This window comes from Thermoproteota archaeon, assembly GCA_003352285.1.
Classification (GTDB): Archaea; Thermoproteota; Nitrososphaeria; order Nitrososphaerales; family Nitrosopumilaceae; genus PXYB01.
On sequence record QQVN01000003.1, the window covers coordinates 509,145 to 525,788 of the forward strand.

Below are 16,644 nucleotides of genomic sequence, written 5' to 3' on the forward strand. Positions count from 1 at the left end.
ATATCATTTTGACGTATTATCATATAGTATGAAGTTTAGATTTTAACAACCATATTTTATTGCCCACGACTCACCTGCAAACTCACTGCTATCACAAAATCCAGCATACATTACTGCCAATCCTGATTCCATTATCTCTTCATTGAGATTATATCCATTACAATGAATTTCCGCAATCATTCTGCCGTAACTTCCTTCTGTCTGCCCATCATCCTCATCAACTATAACAGTAGAACCAACAGGGCAGATAGTAGCGATATAGCTTTTTGCCTCCTCATATCCTGATTCCCCACGCTCAGGAGTATTTACTAGGGCAAATCGGATAGACTTGCCATCAACAGTTATGGTATCCCCATCAACTATTCTATCTACAGTTCCTGCAAAGCACTTTGCTGTTCCTTTGCACTCATAATCAAGCACCGTTATTTTTTCAGGTGGAGGATATGTGCATGATGCTCCACTCCATGTGCCACCTAGTGAGAGGCATTCTATCTTTTGATTCTGCTCGTCAGGTGGGGCAACACCTGAGAATCCCGTACGGGAGTCAGTAAAGGTATCTTGTGTGGTTTGGGCAAAGTTTGAGGCAAGAAATCCAAGTAAAATTGCAATACCTGCAACTACAATGATAATGCCAAGAATTCTTGTATTCATGATTTTTTAAGAGTTTAGAAAGTTAAATTTTCTATTCGCTTTCTCCCATTTGGGCTTTACGACTTTTTATTGCGTGACAATTTGGGCATAATGCTTGACAATTACTAATATCATTATTTGTTCTATCACCATCAATGTGATCATAATCAACTACATTGAGAACACGTCTACAACTATTACACCTATGATCTTGCTTTTTTAAGACTTGATGTTTCACTGAAGACGAAAAACTTTTTCGTACTCCAATGGAGCCGCCGCCACCCCCTTTTACGGCCACAGCAATTATGATGATTAAGATAATTGCTCCAATGATATAGTAACCAGAATTTTCATCAAGAGTAATTGATGATACAGAGTTTGGATCATCGACACAGATAATTCTACCGCCACTAACTGCTTTCTGAATTTTCCCTATAGGACAATCCACAGTACTAAATGTAGAAGATGAACCACCAGATTGAATTTCTTGTGCCTTTTTTGCATTTAGCTCATCTAGTTGACGATCTAATTCGCTAAGTGATTGACCAAAAGCTGGAGTCAATAATGGGATTAATATCAAAACAAAAAGAATTGATTTTATCATTTTGATTGAATCCATTGCAAGATAACATTCAGTTGTTCACGAATTATTGAGTTTAATGAATCAATTTTTTTGTTCAATTGTTTAATTTGAGATTTTAAATCAAAGTTCTCTTGTTTGAGTTTAGAGTTTTCTTTTGTTAATTGATCTATCTTTGTAGTATACTTTGAAATGGATTCCTGAGTATATTGTTGTCCTGAACTTGAGCTAGAATAACCTGATGAACTTGAGGAAGAACTGGAACTAGATTTTGGCTGGCCATTATAACAAAAGTTGTTGTTAGGACACTCAGAACAATATCCTTTGTCCCCGCATGTGTAAGAACCAGAATCAGAAGGGCAACTGTGCCATCTGTGGCATCCATCTTGGTGGCCATAAACGGGTAAAATTGTGCCTAAAATCAGTAAGGAGATGCTCAAAAAGGAAAGTAATACTTTCATGGAATGTTAGGGATGATGTATCTAATTAAATTTTAGAATTAATAAATTATGAAAACATAGTTTTTGGATAATTTTTACAGTTCTATAACAGCTCAACAGCATTATTAATTAGATTAAACTCAAGACATTATGGCAATAATAAAATACACTGAATTATCAGAATTCCAAAAATGGTTATTTTTTTACTTAGTTGTTCATAATATGATTCCAAAAAATATGCAGGGGGTAATTTCTGATATGTGTAGTGGCTTAAAAATGAAAATTAATTTAGATGATTTTGGCGGAGAGATTAATAAATTTAAAAAAGACGCAGAGATTCTTTATAATCACGGTTTATTGGAAAATGCCAGCAGACAATCAATAAACGATAGTTATGGGCTTTCAGATATTGGTTCAATCTATCTTTTACAGAAAATTATTGGACCGGTCATAACAGCAAAAGATAAACAAATGGAACAAAAAATAATACAATATTTTGGACAAAAAGAACCTAAATTAGAAAATGAAATACGATTTTTATTAGCTTCAGTTAGTAAAAAGAACTTTGCAACTTCTTTTAAGAATACAGCTGCTCATGCGATAGAAGATTTCATGCCATTTGCAAATGCATTAGATAAATTACATGGTTTAGCTAAAGACTTTGGGTTAGATCAAGCACCAGCTGGTTGAGCAACTAGATGGAAGCAACAAAGATTGGAATCTCAATTATAATTCCCATATTTACTGGTTTTTTATTTTCTGGAATATTTGCAGATGAAATTTTCACTGATTTCGATATTATTTTTGAAGATCCACCTAACAATTTAATCAATCAGACTACTGTAATCATAAAAAATACGGGGGTAATACAATCAAAAAATACTATGATTAGTATGGAAGTCAATACAAAAATTACAGAAATTAAGGATAATTGTTTAGAAGGAGACATAATTGATAATAAAGAGCTGAAAATAATAATAGCTTTTCAACGTATGTCACCAAAAATAAATTGTGAATTTACTCTTTTAGGAAATGAATTTCCTAAAATTTCTAATATTAAAATAACGGCAGATGATCGTTCTGCCATCGATTATCCATCAGATGTAAAAAATACCATTTATCTTTTAATGATTGGAGTAATTGGATTTGTAGAAGTTTTAGTAATCATATACTTCTATGCAAAATATTTACCCATGTCAATCTACTTACTAAAAAATAGGAATTACGTTTTTACTGAATCAGAATCAAAAATTTCTCGTTTTTTGATAACAGAGTTTGGTAAGTACGATCTTCGAAAAAGAGACAGCATCATAGTGAATGCAATTTACAAAGGTAAAATAACTAAAGAACAAATTATTTCATTCACTAAACTTCATTCACGATATGTGACTATTCGATTAAAAAAGCTTAAGAAAAAAACAGTAGTGATTGAAGATGGAGTCTTCTTTCGACTTCATCCTTCTGTAGAGAATTACTTGAAAAAATTAGGAGTGTGAATTATAAAATATGTCAATAAAAAATTACAAAATTCTAGATTTTAGCGTAATCTAGTATTATTTCTAGAGGAAATTGCCAATCGCTCTTTTTGAATTCATCAATTGTATGTCAACCACCAATTTCAGCAACTAAACCATAGTTGTAGCTTCTTCGAGAAATTCCCAAATCTTGTGTAATTTGAGAAATTGTCATTGGAGGTGTATGCTCATCTATTCCATTGAGTCTTTCAGATATCTTATCTTGAATTTGCTCTGAGGTACATCTATGCCCATTGATCTTAATTCTAGGATGAAATACTATGAGAGAACACCCCAGAAAAGGTCGACCATAAATTTTTCAATGGGTTTTACCACATATTTGGCACCGAGTTTGATTATTCCATCACCTTGTGCACTATGTTATGGTTTTTAGAAACTCTAATTTTGAAATAAACTAAATGGTATTAGATATTTTCTAGGGTACTACCTGTAACACAACCTCAGATGTAGGACCTATAGCAAAATCTTCTGAAGGATTACCATTAGTAACCTTTCCATCAGCTAGTACATACATGATATACATCTGGGTATTTGTCACAGTAGGTGCAGTTGCAGAAAATTGAATTGTTTTACCCTCCAAACCTGCAGGTCCACTACCATCGATAGCACTATTCAAATCACCAATTATCTGAGATGAAGTATCTGAAAACACCTGGTAACTAGTAGTAAAGTCACCAAATCCATTGATACTAGCAGGATTTACAGTCCATCCCCTAGGTACGTTAATGATTAATCGAGAGCTAGCATCAATCTCATTTGTTGTTCCCTTTTCAAAGTCAGCTAGAACAACATTAAACGTCTGAGAAGATCCTGATAGAATTCCAGTCTTATTCACATAGATGTTACTATTTACTGTAGAATCTGGAACAGTAGACAAGTAAACATTAACCATCGAAGTATCTGAATTTCTATTATCAAAAGATGTACTGTATCCTGCTTTTCCAAATTCGCCCACAGTAGTAAACACATCAACATGTACAATGACAGATTCTAGCAATGCAGAGCTTGCAACACCTCCAGGATGCACCTTTGCTAGGAAAGGAAACACAGAGTATGGTGCAATTCTTTGTGGAGTACTCAAGTTTTGCCACATTAACTGGTTATGTGATGGACACGACCAATTACTAGTAGTAGGAGCTACAGTTATTGGATTACATTTATCAGAACCAGTCGATGCATCAAGCATCACATCTTGGCTGTTTGCCCTAGGACTAAACACCGAAATTGCAACCTTACTGACATACATCTCCTGTCCAGTTGGGTTTACAATGTTTGCACCCCATAGTGCATGTTCTGGTGCATCACCAAACGGAGATGGTATCACCATGAATATTTCAGGACGAGACAACAAGTCCTGCGTTAGAACAATTAGCTCTGATGAATCAGGTGCTTGTAGTTTTACAGAATCAGAATCATCATTGCTTTTAACAAAATATCCTGTTATTGCTTCAGTTCCTGTTGCATTACCAGAAAATGTAACAAAGGTTCCAGCAGTACCATTTACCTTAAACTTCCAGGTAAAGATAGTAGATTCAGCAGGATCTAATGTAACTGGAATAGGATTTGGCGGCAAAGGTGTTGCAACTCCAGTAGATGGTGTGATGATTAGCTGCTGTGGTGCAACATCATAAATTCTGCTTTTGCCAATGTTGGTCACATGCATTGCAAGAGTGGTATTCTGCCCAACTTTGACATCAGGTGGAATGGTGAATACTTCGGCTCGTAGTTTGTTTGCACCTCCAGCAAATAGCTCCTCAGTGTGTATTGTTCCCAGAGTGGATACAACCTTGACATCATAGGTATCAGGAATCATGTGTAACTGCTGATTTGATACGATATCTGCCCCATATCCAGGCGGAATTACAGTATCAATTCCAGTCAGGTTGTATGCCTTTACTGGATAGTCATTTGCAGCATCAGTCTTGTTGATAATCCATAATCTAGATATCTCAACTGGATAGGTTCCCTCATTTTTTACCAAAACGCTTAGTTTGTTATCATTTAATGGATCAGTCGATACCGAAATTGAATACTGTTCTCTAATCTTTTTGATTTCATTTTTTGTAATTGATTGTTGTGAATTTATCAATTCATTTTGTGTATCTAATGCCAAAAAAACTACGGATAATGAGCTAGTCATCAATACAAGAAAGAACAATGCGCCAACTACAGTTGAGATTCCACGTCTAGGAGTCTTGTACCATTGTATCACCGCGTGTCACCACTCAGTATGATAAATTCAGCTGGCTGGTTTGCACCAAAGTTGATATGAATTTGCAATGGACGCCATACCAAAATGTCTGGTGCAATATCACCACTTAGTTTAATCACCAATCTAACTTCTTGGTCTGGTAATAATTCATTTGATGATTGTTGTAGTAACTGTACAGTATCTGATGCCGGAATAATACTAAACTGTCCACCCAATGGATACTTGCCAGTAAAATCATCAACAGATGTCTCTAGTAATTTTCCTGATGTGTTAGGATCCCAGCTGTGTAACACATTATTTATCTGAACATTATGGATAAAGACAGGCTTTGTGTATGTGTTTTTTATTTTCAAAACAATAAAGTGAGTACCTTCATTGCTAACACTTAGTGGGATGTTATTCTCATATAATGCACATGAATCAGTACACAATTCTTGATTGAAATTATTATCCAATTGAAGGATATTAGAAAGATTTACAGAATCCCTTGTATCATATCCTGTAAGCTTTATTGAATTTGGTGGAATATCAGAAACTGTCTTTCCAACATTAGTCAGATCAGAATCACTCATTATTATAGAAAGAAACAGTGCGCCAACTAGCGTCATTGCTAAAATTAACAAAGTAGTGATTACTTCTGATACTCCTCTGTGTGATGATGTCTTCATCAAGTGTTAAACGGCCTCGCTATTGTATCAAAGAAATTTCCACGTCCAGTAATTATTGAGATTTTATACTCGCTGTTTGAATAGTAAGAATCCTGCCATTCCTCTGGTGTGGCATTTGGCAAATCTGCCTTGAATGAAATATCTCCTGAATCCTTAATCATCATTAAAGAGGCCAGATTATTTTGAGAAAATATTACCTCCTGAGTATCCATTTTTACTACGGTAATCTTGTCTACTGAGGTCTGAATCGTGCCTATATTGCGTATAGATATCGTAACAGTATCGCTTTTTGGCTCAAACCTAATGTGCTCAAATATCAAATCCTCACGTAGGGAACCTGAAGTCTCTGGACCAGTTGTGATTAATCTTTGATTCAGCTCATTTGTTTCCCCAAGGCCCTGACTGAGAATTACTCCACCTATTGGAACTACCACTGCCAACATAAACAAGCTCCCCACAACCTGACTTATCCCCCTACTTTTCCTCATTCTCACTCAAAACCGATAATCTTGCCTTGATAACATTTTCAGTATCAGAAATGATTTGTTCAGGATTCTCAGATGCAATCACGGACACATTATAGCTTAATGCAATTGATTTTGCCTTGTCTGATATTGTTGCAAAGCCAATTAGTATGGCAATTGATGGTGACGTATCAAGCACTTCGATAATTTTTGAATTGATTTCAGAGTTGTCAATCTCTTTTTCAGCTTTTTTAATAAAAATCATAATAGATTTGCCAGAATCATTTTTACCATAGATATCTACATGATGATATCTTCCACTTGTACCCTTTATGGAATAATTCTCATCTGCATTAAACCCAAACTTTGATAGTACATGTAATAGTTTCTGTTGTAATTGAATGGTATCTGAATTTGCATCATAGTTATCATCACGTAATTTGTATCCATTTACCGATATAGTTGCAGCATTACTAGTATCAAAATCATGATCATGCTTTCTACAGTATAGCTTTACCATTACATCATCAAATTTCTCATTACAGTTATTACACTCATACCACATTGCAGGAATTCTAATCTCTTTTGAGTGGTCCTTGATTGGTTTCTTACATGAAGGACAGGATACTATCTCATTTTTTTCATCATGCTCAAATTTTCCACGCTCTGAAATGTAACCGCATCTCGTATGCTCTAGTAGATGTAATTTCTCAATATCCATTGAAGAGCATTTTTTACAGTATAGTCTTACATTGATATTAAATGAATCAGAATGTTTCGGACATACTATAATTTTCTCATAAACAATCTTTTCTAGAATCTGTGCATTCTGTGATGATAAATTTTCTAAAAATTCTACATTATCTTCTGATTCATTAATCTCTGATAAAATTGGATATGTCACCAAGCCATTGAAAAAATCAATCTTTGGTGCAATGACTCGGTTTTTGTGTCTTTGAATGGTCTTGATTAGCTGAGAGATTTTATCGATTGGTGGCTCTGCAGTTGAAACTTCGGATGTTTTTTCTTCAGTCTTTGAATCAAGAGGCTCTGTTGCCTTTTGCCTATGCAAAAATGAGTTAATCATGGCCTGCTTTAGGGGTATTTTATCTGGTTTTAGCTCAGAATTGGCCTCTTTTTGGGTATTTTCTTCATTTTTTAGCCGATTTTTATTAAACATCATAATTTTCCCCTCTATCCCTACCTCTAACTAGTAAATCCGAATTGGGCATAGGTATTATCGAATTTTATCGGATGTAAGACGAATGTTGTTCATTTGTCCGAACAATTGTTTAAGAAAATTATTTTTGCACTAGAATCATTGGAGTTTAAAATTATCAAGGATATCCTCCCCAAGGTAAAGTTAAGATCTATTCTAAATGGAAAAACAGAGTTTGATTATGTATCTAATGCAGATTCTACAAAGCTGAATCTTGCATCCCTGCCAAAAACAGTAGAAGAAGATGTAGACCCAAGCATTCCAAAGTTTTTCTCTGTATCAAAGCTGGATTTTGATGGTGTAGAAATACACGGTGGTGTTGTAAAAGATCCCACATCAAAGAGCGGTGTACGATACATGGTGATTCAGCCAAGATTAAGCATTCGTGATAAGAAAAATTTTGATATTATTAGAAAATTATTGATGAGTGAATTAACAGTATCACTGCATGAAATAAAGACAAAAAAGGATGCAGAAAAACGACTCAAAAAGAAGATTATACAATTAATTAAAAAATACAAACTAGAAATTCCGACCAAAAATCTATCAAAGATTTCATACTATGCAATTAGGGATTTTATCTATCTTGGAAAGATTGAGCCATTAATGCGAGACCACATGGTTGAAGAAGTCAGTTGTGATGGAACAGGCATTCCATTATACGTATGGCACAGAGAGTACGAGTCCATTCCAACAAATGTTGTGTTTACTACGGATGCTGAGCTAAACAACTTTGCAAGAAAGGTATCCTACGTATGTGGAAAACATGTATCCATGGCAAATCCAATTATTGATGCATCATTACCAGATGGTTCTAGAATTAATCTTACACTTGGACATGAAATTACAAAACGCGGTAGTACATTTACTATCAGAAGATTCAGAGCAGACCCAATTACCATTATAGACTTGATAAAATTTGGTACAATGAATTCAGATATTGCAGCATATCTTTGGTATATTGCAGAAAAAAATTCTACAATGCTAGTAGCTGGTGGAACTGCCAGTGGAAAGACGACAGCACTAAACGCACTAGCATCATTTATCCGTCCTGGACAGAAAATAGTCAGTATAGAGGATACCCAGGAGCTAAACTTGCCTCATGAAAACTGGATTCCTGCTGTATCAAGACAGAACTTTACAGATGGACAAATCGGTGAGATTAACCAGTATGATTTGCTCAGAGCAGCACTCAGACAAAGACCAGATATTATCATCGTAGGGGAAACAAGAGGACGAGAGGCATACACGCTATTTCAGGCAATGGCTACAGGTCACGGTGGCTTCTCATCAATACATGCAGATTCAGTTGAGGCAACACTGACAAGATTGGCATCATCTCCAATGGATATTCCTAAACCATTAATTGCAAACACATTAGACCTTATCACATTACAGCTAAAAATTCGCGTCAAGGACAAATCAGTTAGAAGAATTATTCAGATTTCTGAAATTGCAGGACTAGATGAGGAAACAAACGAAATCAAAACACATGAGATATTCAAGTGGAATCCTAACCAAGACATTCACCAGTATGCAGGAAATAGTGTTGTCCTAGAAAAGATCAAGGATAGAACAGGTGAAAGTGATGAAGAGATTGACTTTGAGCTAAAGAAGAGAAAGATTGCCCTAGAGTGGATGGTAAAAAATGATATCCGAAAACACAAAGAAGTAACAAAGAATGTACTGGAATTCTATTCAGATCCTGAGCGATTCTATGAAAGAAAGAGAATGGTGGTATGATGACATTTCTTTCCAGTCAGAACAAATCAAAGAAACATGATGAGGCAACATCATCATTACAAGTTCTTAGCTATCGATTACTCAAAAATCACGTCCAACCATTATACCCAAGATTAGCATCCCTTGAAAAGAATCTAAAACAGGCAATGATGCCAATTCCATTTGATGTCTATGTGTGTAGTATGGTTTTTTTCAGTCTTATTGCAGGAATAGTAGGTGTTGCAGTTAGTATTGCAGCTGCATTTTTTGTTAACATCCAACCAGTTGCATTTGCATTCTTACTTCCCATATTAGCTGGATGTGGCATTGGTACTGCAACGTTTTTTGTTTTGCAGATGCTTCCCTCAATTAATGTTAAAAACAGAGCAAGCAAGCTAACAGAGGAATTACCTCATTTTATTGGATACATGGCAACACTAGCTACTAGTGGTCTTGCACTGGAGGGAATCTTCAAGGCAATTGCAAATGAGGATTCAGATGAGGAAATAGTAAAGGACTGTCGATTCATCACAAGAAATATTGAGATTTTAGGCATGGATTTAGTTAGTGCCATAGCTGATTTAATCAAAAGAGCACCCAAAGGCCCCTATGCAGAACTACTAGAAGGTGCCATCATCACAGTACAAACAGGTGGAAACCTCAAAGAGTATTTCATTGCAACTGCAAAGGTTCAGCTAGAAGAAAAAAAGATGGCACTTCGAAAATCAACTGAATCACTAGGGGTAATGGCCGAGATGTATACCATTTTGCTAATTGTTTTCCCACTGATGGCAGTAATCATGTTATCCATCATGGCAATTATGAGTCCAGATTTAGCTGGCTTTGATCTTATTCAGTTAATGAATCTTCTAACGTATGTATTGGTTCCATTCTTTGGTGTATTACTTTTGTTTATGATGGATTCAATGGTGCCAAAGAGGTAAGATGCATGCAAGAGTTTCAAAAGAATCTAAATGATGTTGAAGTTCCAAAGCTTTCATTCTTTCATTCAGAGAAATTCAAGATTGGAATTGCATCAGCTGTTGCAAGTGGAGTCATACTATTTCTTAGCTTTTATCTTTCAGAATTATCAATTACTACAGGAATCAAAGATATTGGAATTGTATTTGGGATTTTAACTGGAATTGTTCCAATCACTCTACTTCAAGTTAGGGAATCCCAAAGAAAAGATAGTATTGATAGAAATTTACCATTGTTTTTGTTATCACTAGTTAGTGCAGTACAGAGTGGTTCTAATTTAATCAAAGCAATTGAACAAGCAGGAGATCGAAACATGGGTGCATTAACACCTGAGCTAAAAAACCTTCGAGCAAATATTAGCTGGGGAATTCCAATTGATGATGCATTTGAAAACTTTGCAAACAGGATGGGTACCAAAATTTCACGCAGAGTAGTAGTACTATTACAAATGGCACTAAAGATTGGTGGTGATATCACAACAAACCTTGAGATGATTCAAAAGCATGTCACTGAATTACAAAATTTAGAAAAAGAAAGAAAATCAAATCTTCAGCCATACACCTATACAATTTACATCTCTTATGCAGTGTTTATCGGAATAGCAGTAATTCTATCATCTCAGTTCTTTGCTGAAATTGAGACAGTGCAAGAGATGCTAAAAAACACAATGAAGATGACTGGAAGTAACGGTGCAGGGTTTTTCACTGCATTAGCAGACATTGAGATTGATCAGTTAAATTCACTGCTATTCAATATGGCCCTAGTTGAGGCAATATTTGGTGGCCTGGCAGCAGGAAAGATTGGTTCAGGAACCTATGTTTCAGGAATCAAACATGTAGTAATTATGGTAGTAATAGCGGTCCTGGCATTTGCGCTAATCAATACTGATTCCATTGGAACAATAGGCATCTAGGCGTAGATTTATGCCTAAATCCTGTTCAATTGTCCGTTCAATTTAGACACCAAATTGAGTATTACTGGGAATTTCCAAGAAAAATTACATTGGCTCAGAAAGCATACTCTAGTCTAGGTATTGGAGAAGGCGATGAAAAGACTCCGCATCTTAGCCATATTGATGAATTAGGAAAGGAGTTAGCATCAGTGCTAGACCTAGAAGAACTAGAAGGTCATATCTATCTGAATCTGTTACGAACAGGTCCAATTACTGCTAGTGCATTAGCAAAAGAGCTTGATATCGACAGAGCAAAGACATACAGAACAATTGACAAGCTAGTAAGTGAAGGATTGGTATCAACCACATTTTCAAATCCTAAATTATGTATTCCAATTGATCCTGAAGAAGCACTAAAAATTGTTCTAAGAAAAAAACAAGATGAGCTAAACAAGATTAAAAAAGTTGGAGAAAAAGTAATTCAACGAGTACAAGGAGTTGTTACTGCAGGATACGGAACAAATGTTCCAACATTTAGAATTGCTCAAGGTTTAACAAACATTTATGCAAATATTGAAAAATTAATTGAAGAGTCATCTGATGTTGTGTATGTAGTAACTACAATCAAGGATATCTCAAAAATGTATCATACAAATATTCCTGAAAAGATCAAAGTTTGTGAAAAGAAAGGCGGCTCAGTAAGATTGCTAGTAGATATTGAGGATGACAAGATGTTACCATTTGTAAAACGCTTTGCTGCAACTGAGACCAAAATTGGCAAGTTACCATCAAAAGGAAGAATCATCGTATCAAAAGGAAATCAAATGATAATGTCAGATGCTACTGCAAAGGGTTCAATGAGCTCAAGCACTGAAACTGACTTTGCATTATGTACAAATTCATATGAGATGGTAAGCAACATTCTCAGTCTTTGTAACTTTTTGTGGAAAGCAGGAAAGCCAGTTACTTAGCTTTAATCTAAATCAACTATAACTGCAGCTTTTTCAGAATCTTCTAGTGTATCTCTGACACCATTTAGAATGTGGCTAGTAGATGTAAGGCTAGAATAGTCAGTTAGTTTCAAATTATTTAGCAAAAATACTCGTGGTGCAATCTCACTTGATTTTGATTCTAAGAATTCATCTAATTCTTCAAGGATTGAAATTTTTCCGCCCTGAAAGAGTCGACCGTTTTTAATTGAGAGTTTTTGTTTACCATATCTATCTAAAACTATAATGTGATGTCTATCCTTTTTGCTAAATAATTTCTTGACCGCAATGTGTCCTGTGAACACAAAATAATGATCAGACTCAAAGCTAAGGTCAACTAGTTCTTCAGAAATATCGATGATTTCAGCTGCCCTTGTCGTGGCCTGTTCAAGTGTAAATACCGTTTTGTTTGTAAACTCACTATCAAGCTCCACATTTCCTATGGCAGTGAGTCGCAATACTGCCTTTTCAGGGATAAACTCGGTGTCTATAACTATCGATTCAGGTACTGCTCCCTTTTTCACCATGACATCATGAATCTGCTTCTCGGCCTCTGATATCAATTCAGGAGTGGGATGTACCATCGATTTTTCCAGTTCTTCTTGAATCATTGATGAGGCTACACCAATTGATGAGATTACTTCTGCATGCTCTGCTTTGTAGTATTGGATTCCAAGCTGTTTTGCCACAAAGGGAACCAAAACTGATGCACCACCGCCACCTCCGATTATCTTTGTGTTATTTGGGTTAAGCTTGAACTCTTTGAGAATCTTGCTGATGGTCTTTGTAATCTGAAATGATGAGGTCTGAATGACAGACATTGCTACGGTAGAATACGAAACGCCTAATTTTTTACCAAGCAGTTCCAGCGCAATTTTTGCTGATTCCTGATTTCCATAGGAGTAATCATCTTTTTCAATCATTCCTAGTGCATTTGCAGCACACGTATTGGTAATCGCATATGTATTTTCTTTACATTTGATTACGACATACTCCTCATCATTTTCTTTTGGTTTTATGGTATCAATTTTTCCTGTTTTTAGCTCTTCAGGATCTGCAAAACAGGAATATTTCAGGCCCGCAATATGTGCACTTCGTGGTCCCACTTGGTTTACCGAATTATTTTTCAGATTAATCATACTTCCGCCTGCAACACCTAAAATTCTCACATCCATGGAACGAATGCATGTTGGATGCTCATTAATTGTAACATACTTTATCTCAGGCTTGCCATTTTTAATAATACAGATGTTGGTACTTGTGCCACCTACTTCTACAAAAATTCCATTTGTTACTTTTAGATGCAGTAATGCCCCTGCAACACTGGCTGCCGGTCCAGACAAAATTGTTAGAATGGGTTTTGTCTTGAATGTATCCATACTTGTTATTCCACCATCTCCTTTCATGATCATTAATGGTGATGTTACACCAGTATTTCGTATTGCCTCTTCAACGTAGTTTGCAACCTGAAAAGTTTTTGGTAACACACTTGCATTTACTGCTGCAGTCAAAGTTCTAATTTCTAATCCATAAATTCCAGACACTTCATGTGATGAAGTAGACGGCATCTCAAGTTTGCTTGCATTCTCCATAATGAATAATTCATTTGATGGGTCATCTACACCAAATGCCTCTGTTGCAACTATTGCCTTTGCTCCTTTTTCTCGTAGTTTCTCCAAGGTATGCTGTACATCCTCAGGACCAACTATCTTTGATGTATCCAAAAACTCATGTTCAACTTTAAGATCATTTTTTGAATTAATTTTTGTATCTTGCAGTTTTGTTCTCTTAACAACATCACGTTTTTCTGGCCCAACACCCATTGCAACAATTCCAACCTTTGCCACATCTGCTTCTAGTAGTGCATTGATTGCTTGTGTTGTACTATGAGAGATTAGCTCAATGTCTGCAATATCAATCTGAGATTCTTTTAGAATATTTTGTAAAGCAATGACTATTCCCTCAGATACGCCTTTTTTTGCCTGATGAGTTGTAGGAACAGTAGATTTTGCTAAAATTGCACCAGTCTGTACATCAATTGCTACTGCTTTTGTAAAGGTTCCACCAACATCTATTCCGATTCTAACTCGTTTGTTTGACATTTTCCTTCTTCCAAGATTTTCGCATTTGAGCGATCTTCTTTTCTTTTCTTGGATTAATAACTAGTATGTATGATACTGCGGCCACATAGATACCAAGTAGGACTATTTGGCCAATTAGAGTCTCAAGTGTGGGGTAAATTCCAGTCATGTGTGCCAAAGTGATATCAAGCCTTGGAATAATGCCAATCATTCCGGTGTAGGGCACTATGTCTAGTATCTGCAATTCTCGAATGGCATTGCCCAAGAATGCAATTGAGAGGTATGCGCCAATGCCCATGGTTAAACCAAACAGTACTCGCAGTGGAAGTCGCTTTCCAATCTTTCTCATGAAAAAGTACAATCCTAGTAATGATGCCATTCCCAAGACAAATCCCAGTAAAACATATGCTTCCATGTATTTTGCAAATCCAAACATTGCCTGATAGAACAATACAGACTCAAATCCCTCACGATATACAGTAAAGAATGACAGCATAACAAAGACCATCACACTTCCTGTAGTTGTTGCCTGCCAGACCTTTGCTTTTACAAACTCCATCCATTTTTTGTGTTCAATCTTATTTAGAATCCAGAAGCTGACATAAAACAGAACAGCCGTTGCAGACAACGCAGCTATTGCCTCAATTAGTTCTCTACTTGCACCCGAGATTGAGATGATATAATTTGCAACAACCCATGTTGCACCTGTTGCACCAATTGCAGCTATGATTCCATAATAGATGTATTTTTTAAATTTGATATTTCGTGATGCCTCCAAATAAGTAATAATTGCACCAAGAATTAACACAGACTCTAAACCTTCTCTGAATATTAGTGCAAATGATGCAGAGAATGCAATCATTGGTGCAAGTGTACCTGTTCCTGTGACTAGTCTCTCTGACTCATCAAGGTTTCTTTTGATTTCAATTGCAGTCTTTTGTACTTCTTCATATGGAGCTTGCTCTTTTATTTGGTTTCTAAGCTCTGCAAAGAGATATTCCACCTCCAATGTAAAATCAGGATCAATTGGACGCAATGGAATCTCAACATACTCGTAGCTATCAAGGTATGCAGTTCTTGCAGTGGCATATGCTGATTGATAATCTTCATTTTGATAGTGAATCATCATTTCCTGAAGACTGTCTCTAATGAAATCAATCTCGTTTTTCACGCTAGACTTTGCATCATCAGATGCATCACCCATTGCCTTGAGTACACGAGATTCTGCAAATGCAGCATTTGGATTTGGATTATTCTGCAAATGTTCCATGACTTTTCCTTCTGCAGTGTTTAGATCAGGGATGATTGATTCAGTCAAGAAAATTTTGATTCGGTTAGCATCTTGCTTGTTTTTGATCATATCACGTAGTTCTTCTCTCATATCCCACTCCAAAGTATACAGTAACTCAGAGTCCACTCGCTCAATGTTTGGTTCTAGATACTCAAAGTTTTCAAGATATGCTTCAATTGCTAGCTCTTCTGCTGCGGCATAATCTCCTTCATCTAATTTCACTAGTAGTTGATCATACAAAGTGTAAATTTTATCATAAAGAGACTTTTCATCAAAGAAGACGTTTTCTGTTCCAACCAAATCCCTCTGTATTGCAGAAGTCATTGCCCCCACTGTAACAAAATTAGCTTTGTTTTCAACCATCTCTAGTAATTCTTTGTAAAAGGATACTAGCTCCTCATGCAGTCTAGTATCAAAACTAGTTTCTTGTAAAAATCTCTGCTCAGATTCTGAAAAAAGCGTCTTTGCTAATTTGTATGATGATTCTTTGTTCTTGTCGATAAATTTTTGATATTCTTCATCAGCTATAATCATCATATCTGATATCATAAATTCTGCCGCATAATCAGAAATAGAATATGTGTCAAGTAAATTCAAAATTTGGCCAATGATTGTAGATGCCTCCTGTGGGTTTGATGTAATCGTAGATGGTAAATCAAGGAGAAGTAGGTGAATCTCATCAGTAGTATCAGGATTATTTTCCCTTAATGGAAGCAGGTTATTTGCAAATTGGGCGGATGCAATCTTGGAGTATTCCTCTGCATCTGCAGTGTTTCCTTGTGAAATCTGCTCATCAGTGTATGTGAGAATTACTTTGGTAATTTCAATCACGGAATATGCTTTGGAATCAGCAGATTGTGCATAACTTGTTTGGTTGACTCCTGTAAAGGCTAGCGATACGGCAAGAAACAACAAAACAAATCTGCCAAAAGCCATACGG

Annotated in this window: 14 protein-coding genes and 1 pseudogene; 6 read left to right on the forward strand and 9 right to left on the reverse strand. The window is 35.9% G+C overall.

The annotated features are described in order from the left end of the window. Positions 1–42: 42 nt before the first annotated feature. The 3 genes from DWQ18_04670 to DWQ18_04680 are packed head-to-tail and all read right to left on the reverse strand — an operon-like array spanning position 43 to position 1,671. Positions 43–651, reverse strand: a complete 609-nt coding sequence (locus tag DWQ18_04670; GenBank protein ID RDJ34193.1) for a thermonuclease family protein — start codon at positions 649–651, stop codon at positions 43–45. Positions 652–682: 31 nt separating this feature from the next. After that, the gene (locus tag DWQ18_04675) at positions 683–1,249 is read right to left on the reverse strand and encodes an HNH endonuclease (GenBank protein RDJ34194.1); all 567 of its coding nucleotides are present in this window, start codon (positions 1,247–1,249) and stop codon (positions 683–685) included. Continuing rightward, complete coding sequence (locus DWQ18_04680) at positions 1,231–1,671, reverse strand: hypothetical protein (protein RDJ34195.1); 441 nt, start codon at positions 1,669–1,671, stop codon at positions 1,231–1,233. Before DWQ18_04680 ends, DWQ18_04675 begins: the two co-directional genes overlap by 19 nt. 129 nt (positions 1,672–1,800) lie before the next feature. Between DWQ18_04680 and DWQ18_04685 the strand changes: the two genes are divergently transcribed. Together DWQ18_04685 and DWQ18_04690 are read left to right on the forward strand one after the other, a co-directional pair. Then, positions 1,801–2,340, forward strand: coding sequence for a hypothetical protein (locus tag DWQ18_04685; GenBank protein RDJ34196.1), 540 nt, complete (start codon positions 1,801–1,803; stop codon positions 2,338–2,340). Between the two features lie 8 nt (positions 2,341–2,348). Continuing rightward, positions 2,349–3,146 (forward strand): hypothetical protein, encoded by a 798-nt coding sequence (locus DWQ18_04690; GenBank protein RDJ34197.1) that lies wholly within the window; start codon positions 2,349–2,351, stop codon positions 3,144–3,146. Positions 3,147–5,208: 2,062 nt separating this feature from the next. On the opposite strand, the pseudogene DWQ18_04695 reads toward DWQ18_04690, so the two are convergent. The 4 genes and pseudogenes from DWQ18_04695 to DWQ18_04710 form a co-directional block, all read right to left on the reverse strand. After that, positions 5,209–5,397: pseudogene (locus DWQ18_04695) on the reverse strand (hypothetical protein). Continuing rightward, a complete protein-coding gene (locus tag DWQ18_04700; GenBank protein RDJ34198.1) occupies positions 5,394–6,068 on the reverse strand; it encodes a hypothetical protein in 675 nt (224 codons plus the stop codon). Before DWQ18_04700 ends, DWQ18_04695 begins: the two are co-directional and overlap by 4 nt. Further along, on the reverse strand, positions 6,065–6,508 hold the full coding sequence (locus DWQ18_04705) for a hypothetical protein (GenBank protein ID RDJ34199.1): 444 nt from the start codon (positions 6,506–6,508) through the stop codon (positions 6,065–6,067). Before DWQ18_04705 ends, DWQ18_04700 begins: the two co-directional genes overlap by 4 nt. 31 nt (positions 6,509–6,539) lie before the next feature. After that, the gene (locus DWQ18_04710; protein RDJ34200.1) at positions 6,540–7,709 is read right to left on the reverse strand and encodes a hypothetical protein; all 1,170 of its coding nucleotides are present in this window, start codon (positions 7,707–7,709) and stop codon (positions 6,540–6,542) included. A 141-nt stretch (positions 7,710–7,850) separates the two neighbouring features. On the opposite strand from DWQ18_04710, the gene DWQ18_04715 reads away from it, so the two are divergent. The 4 genes from DWQ18_04715 to DWQ18_04730 all read left to right on the forward strand — a co-directional run bounded on the left by DWQ18_04715 (position 7,851) and on the right by DWQ18_04730 (position 12,314). Next, the gene (locus tag DWQ18_04715; protein RDJ34362.1) at positions 7,851–9,491 is read left to right on the forward strand and encodes a type IV secretory pathway protein; all 1,641 of its coding nucleotides are present in this window, start codon (positions 7,851–7,853) and stop codon (positions 9,489–9,491) included. Next, positions 9,491–10,414 carry a pilus assembly protein TadC gene (locus tag DWQ18_04720; GenBank protein ID RDJ34201.1) on the forward strand — a complete coding sequence of 308 codons (924 nt, stop codon included), beginning with the start codon at positions 9,491–9,493 and terminating at the stop codon, positions 10,412–10,414. The genes DWQ18_04715 and DWQ18_04720 overlap by 1 nt, the downstream gene beginning before the upstream one ends. 5 nt (positions 10,415–10,419) lie before the next feature. Further along, entirely contained in the window at positions 10,420–11,364 is a 945-nt protein-coding gene (locus tag DWQ18_04725) for a type II secretion system F family protein (protein ID RDJ34202.1), read from the forward strand. Between the two features lie 119 nt (positions 11,365–11,483). Continuing rightward, a complete protein-coding gene (locus DWQ18_04730) occupies positions 11,484–12,314 on the forward strand; it encodes a TrmB family transcriptional regulator (protein RDJ34363.1) in 831 nt (276 codons plus the stop codon). 2 nt (positions 12,315–12,316) lie between these two features. Here DWQ18_04730 and DWQ18_04735 read toward each other — a convergent pair whose 3' ends face one another. Further along, the gene (locus DWQ18_04735) at positions 12,317–14,434 is read right to left on the reverse strand and encodes a methylhydantoinase (protein RDJ34203.1); all 2,118 of its coding nucleotides are present in this window, start codon (positions 14,432–14,434) and stop codon (positions 12,317–12,319) included. Continuing rightward, a complete protein-coding gene (locus DWQ18_04740; protein ID RDJ34204.1) occupies positions 14,415–16,640 on the reverse strand; it encodes an iron permease in 2,226 nt (741 codons plus the stop codon). Before DWQ18_04740 ends, DWQ18_04735 begins: the two co-directional genes overlap by 20 nt. Positions 16,641–16,644: the final 4 nt, after the last annotated feature.

Bases quoted from the DNA above. Each gene is read 5' to 3' on its own strand.
- DWQ18_04690 (RDJ34197.1), top strand. From the start codon at position 2,349: ATGGAAGCAACAAAGATTGGAATCTCAATTATAATTCCCATATTTACT.
- DWQ18_04725 (RDJ34202.1), top strand. From the start codon at position 10,420: ATGCAAGAGTTTCAAAAGAATCTAAATGATGTTGAAGTTCCAAAGCTT.
- DWQ18_04675 (RDJ34194.1), bottom strand. From the start codon at position 1,249: ATGGATTCAATCAAAATGATAAAATCAATTCTTTTTGTTTTGATATTA.
- DWQ18_04740 (RDJ34204.1), bottom strand. From the start codon at position 16,640: ATGGCTTTTGGCAGATTTGTTTTGTTGTTTCTTGCCGTATCGCTAGCC.
- DWQ18_04710 (RDJ34200.1), bottom strand. From the start codon at position 7,709: ATGTTTAATAAAAATCGGCTAAAAAATGAAGAAAATACCCAAAAAGAG.
- DWQ18_04685 (RDJ34196.1), top strand. From the start codon at position 1,801: ATGGCAATAATAAAATACACTGAATTATCAGAATTCCAAAAATGGTTA.
- DWQ18_04680 (RDJ34195.1), bottom strand. From the start codon at position 1,671: ATGAAAGTATTACTTTCCTTTTTGAGCATCTCCTTACTGATTTTAGGC.
- DWQ18_04720 (RDJ34201.1), top strand. From the start codon at position 9,491: ATGACATTTCTTTCCAGTCAGAACAAATCAAAGAAACATGATGAGGCA.
- DWQ18_04670 (RDJ34193.1), bottom strand. From the start codon at position 651: ATGAATACAAGAATTCTTGGCATTATCATTGTAGTTGCAGGTATTGCA.
- DWQ18_04705 (RDJ34199.1), bottom strand. From the start codon at position 6,508: ATGTTGGCAGTGGTAGTTCCAATAGGTGGAGTAATTCTCAGTCAGGGC.
- DWQ18_04735 (RDJ34203.1), bottom strand. From the start codon at position 14,434: ATGTCAAACAAACGAGTTAGAATCGGAATAGATGTTGGTGGAACCTTT.